A 3,325-nucleotide genomic window follows, 5' to 3' on the forward strand; every position below is an offset into this window, starting at 1 on the left:
TGTTGCCGAGGGATCTGCCCTGGTGGACCAGGCCGGCAAGACCATGCAGGAGATCGTGGGCTCGGTGCAGCGGGTGACCGACATCATGGGCGAGATCTCGGCGGCCTCGCAGGAACAGTCGGCGGGCATCGAGCAGGTCAACCAGACCGTCACCCAGATGGACGAGGCCACCCAGCAGAATGCGGCACTGGTGGAGGAAGCCACGGCGGCGGCGCGCTCGATGGAAGACCAGGCCGGCCAACTCACCCAGGCGGTGGCGCTGTTCAAGATCGACACCCGCAGTACCGCGATGCGCAGCGCAACAGCGCCACGCACGCGTGCGGCCGAGGTGCTCGACCCCGCGGCCTGAGTCGCCTCGGCACGGCGGGTGATGCGCCTTCCCGGCGCGTCACCCGCCGCGCGCTGGCGCCCACACCTGGCGGCGCCGGAGCCGGCTGCGGCACACTGTGCGCCTCCCCCTTGCGAGCGCGCCCATGAAGATCGTCGAAGTCCGCCACCCGCTGGTACAGCACAAGATCGGCCTGTTGCGCGACGCGGCGCTGAGCACCAAGGGCTTCCGCGAACTGGTCACCGAGCTGGGCACCCTGCTCGGCTACGAGGCCACCGCCGACCTGGAGACCGAGACCCACACCATGGAGGGTTGGGCCGGCCCGACCCAGGTGCAGCGCATCGCCGGCGCCAAGATCACCCTGGTGCCGATCCTGCGTGCCGGGCTGGGCATGCTGCCCGGCGTGCTGGCGCTGATTCCCGCGGCACGGGTCAGCGTGGTCGGCCTGCAGCGCGACGAGGAGACGCTGCAGCCGGTGCCCTATTTCGAACGTCTCACCGGACGACTGGAGGAGCGCGACGCGCTGATCCTGGATCCGATGCTGGCCACCGGCGGCACCCTCATCGCCACCGTGGACATGCTCAAGCGCGCCGGCGCGCGGCGGATCAAGGGCATCTTCCTGGTCGCCGCGCCGGAAGGCCTGCAGGCGCTGGAAGCGGCGCACCCGGACGTGGAGGTGTACACCGCCGCCATCGACGACCATCTCAACGAGAAGGGCTACATCCTGCCAGGCCTGGGCGATGCCGGCGACCGCATCTTCGGCACCCGTCTGGGCTAGGGGTTGTCATCAATCCCCGAGCATGCCGCGCCGCGGTTGCGCATGCCTGTGGCAAGGAAGAACGAGGAAGTGGATGTGCGTCCACGCCCGAGCGATAACGCGGCCATGGGCGCGCGCAATCGCGGCGCGGCATGCTCGGGAATCGGTGACACGCCCTAAGCGGCGCCATCCGCGCCGTCCGGCATCAGCGCTGCAGCACCTGCAGCGCGGCGCTCACGTACACCAGCGGCGCATTCCAGTTGATCGCCACTTCGTTGGTGGCGTAGCTGCATTCCTTGTCCAGGTACGACAGCGCCGGCAGCGACGACGTGTAGGCGTGCTTGCACGCGTCGGCGTCCTGCTGCCCCGGCTGCGGACCGCCCACCAGCCATCCCGGCACCGGCGTGGCGACGCCGTCGGCGATGGAGATGCGATGGTGGATGTGCATCGGCGAGCGCGCGCCGATGCCGGTGACGAAGGACATGCCCAGCGGGTTGCGGCCGAGCACGTAGTCCAGCTGCGACTGCGCGGCCTGCAGGTATTCGGGCTTGTGCTGCAGCTGGTAGGCCTGCAGCAGCATCATGGCCTGGTTCATCGCGGTGGCGTTGCTGCCCCAGTGGAAATCGGCGTCGCGCATGGTCACGCGCCAGGCCGAGCCCTGCCACACCTGCACCAGGTGATCGGCCAGGCCCTCGATCTCGTCGGCGATGCGCGCCTGGTCGGCACGCGGGGTCAGCCGCGCGCGGTGCTGCGCCAGCGACATCCACGCCAGCCCGCCGACCTGACGCCAGTCGGGCACGCTGGCCGGCACCTTGCGCGCCATCGCCGCCTCGTAGAAGGCGTCGTCGGCGGTAGCCAGATACAACTCGGTCGCGGCCCAGGCGAACTCGTCGTCGAACTCGGTGTCGTCGTAGGCGCCGGTGTGCACGTCATCCGGCTGACGGTAGGCCACGTCCGGATGCGCCTGCGCCCAGGCCCAGGCGCGCCGCGAGGCCTCCAGCATGCGCGTGGAGATGCCGCCGAACTGCGCGTCGTACGGCGCGTAGATGCGGCTGGCCTGGGCCATCACCGCGGCGAAGTCGAGCGTGGCCGCGGTGCTCTTCTGCACCACGTAGCGCGGCGCGCGCGCCTGGTCCGGCATCTGCATGCCGGCGAAGTCCAGGTTGGTCAGCTTGTGGTACACGCCGCCGTCGTGCGGGTCCTGCATCGCCAGCAGCCACTGCAGGTTCCAGTCGACCTCGCGCAGGATGTCCGGTACGTCGCCACCGCTGTCGGGAATGCCTTCCGGGTGCGTGCTGAAGTAGGTGGGGAACTGCTCGTAGGCGGCCAGCAGGGTATAGACGGTGATGCCGGAGCTGACCACGTACTTGTTGTAGTCGCCGGCGTCGTACCAGCCCTTGGGCGCGGCGATCACGGTGCCGGCCGGGCGCTCCGGCGAGGCCGCCGAGGCATGCACCAGCACGTGGTCGTCGGGATGGCCGGCAGCGCGCGCGTGGCGGCCGGCGTAAGTGCCGTCCAGCGCGGTGCTGGCGCGGTTGTAGTAGTAGGCCTTGAGCGCGGCGCGCGACAGCGCGTTGTAGGCGTCTTCGCCGATGGCGAAGCTGTCGGACGGCGGCAGGCCGACGACCTGCAGGCGGTAGCGGCCCGGCGTGCGCAACGAGGAGAAATCCGCGATGCGCACGGTCTGCTGCGCCGGCGGCCACGCCGCGGCGGCGCCGAGGGTGCCGCGCAGCACCACCTCGTCGCCGTCGGCGCGCACAATGGAGAACGCGTCGCCATGCCCATCCGGCACCACCGCCAGCTTGCTCGCGGCAGGCAGGAAACCGACCTGGTTCAGGCGGATCGGCGACGGCACGGTGGTGTCGGCATGCGAGGTGCAGCCGCCCAGCAACAGGCAGGCGAGGAACAGGCAGGACAGGGCATGGGGCAGCTTCATGCGCCGATACTGGCCGGCCATGATGACGGCTGCAAGCGCCACGTTGCGGACGCGCTGGCAGCGGTTCAAGACGCGGCGCTGGACGGCCGCATGCTGCGTTTCTGACAGCGCCGTCAGCGAGGCGTCAGCGTGAGGTCGCCATGCGGCGCCTACGGTGACGGCCTGTCCCCGCTGCCGGCGCCGCCCCGTGACCGCCCTGCCCCCACCGCCCGTTTCCCGCCGCCTGGTGCCGCTCGTGCCGCTGCTGAGTGTGCTGCTGCTCGGCGGCTGCATGGTCGGCCCGGACTACGTGCGCCCGGCGCCA

General features: G+C 70.7%; 3 protein-coding genes. 2 read left to right on the forward strand and 1 reads right to left on the reverse strand.

Features of this window, described 5'->3' with window-relative positions; genetic code table 11:
* Both D183_RS25285 and upp read left to right on the forward strand, forming a co-directional pair.
* Nucleotides 1-349 (forward strand): methyl-accepting chemotaxis protein (locus D183_RS25285; RefSeq protein WP_017910422.1); only part of this gene is annotated, 349 nt, incomplete at its 5' end.
* Nucleotides 350-473: 124 nt separating this feature from the next.
* On the forward strand, nt 474-1,106 hold the full coding sequence (gene upp / locus D183_RS0119150; RefSeq protein WP_017910423.1) for a uracil phosphoribosyltransferase: 633 nt from the start codon (nt 474-476) through the stop codon (nt 1,104-1,106).
* Nucleotides 1,107-1,290: 184 nt separating this feature from the next.
* Here the strand turns inward: upp and D183_RS0119155 are convergent, their stop codons facing one another.
* Complete coding sequence (locus D183_RS0119155) at nt 1,291-3,021, reverse strand: glycoside hydrolase family 9 protein (RefSeq protein ID WP_232757316.1); 1,731 nt, start codon at nt 3,019-3,021, stop codon at nt 1,291-1,293.
* Nucleotides 3,022-3,325 lie beyond the last annotated feature (304 nt).

It is taken from the genome of Xanthomonas sp. SHU 199, from assembly GCF_000364665.1.
GTDB lineage: Bacteria > Pseudomonadota > Gammaproteobacteria > Xanthomonadales > Xanthomonadaceae > Xanthomonas_A > Xanthomonas_A sontii.

Coding starts and splice junctions, on each gene's coding strand:
- upp (WP_017910423.1), top strand. CDS start 474: ATGAAGATCGTCGAAGTCCGCCACCCGCTGGTACAGCACAAGATCGGC.
- D183_RS0119155 (WP_232757316.1), bottom strand. CDS start 3,021: ATGAAGCTGCCCCATGCCCTGTCCTGCCTGTTCCTCGCCTGCCTGTTG.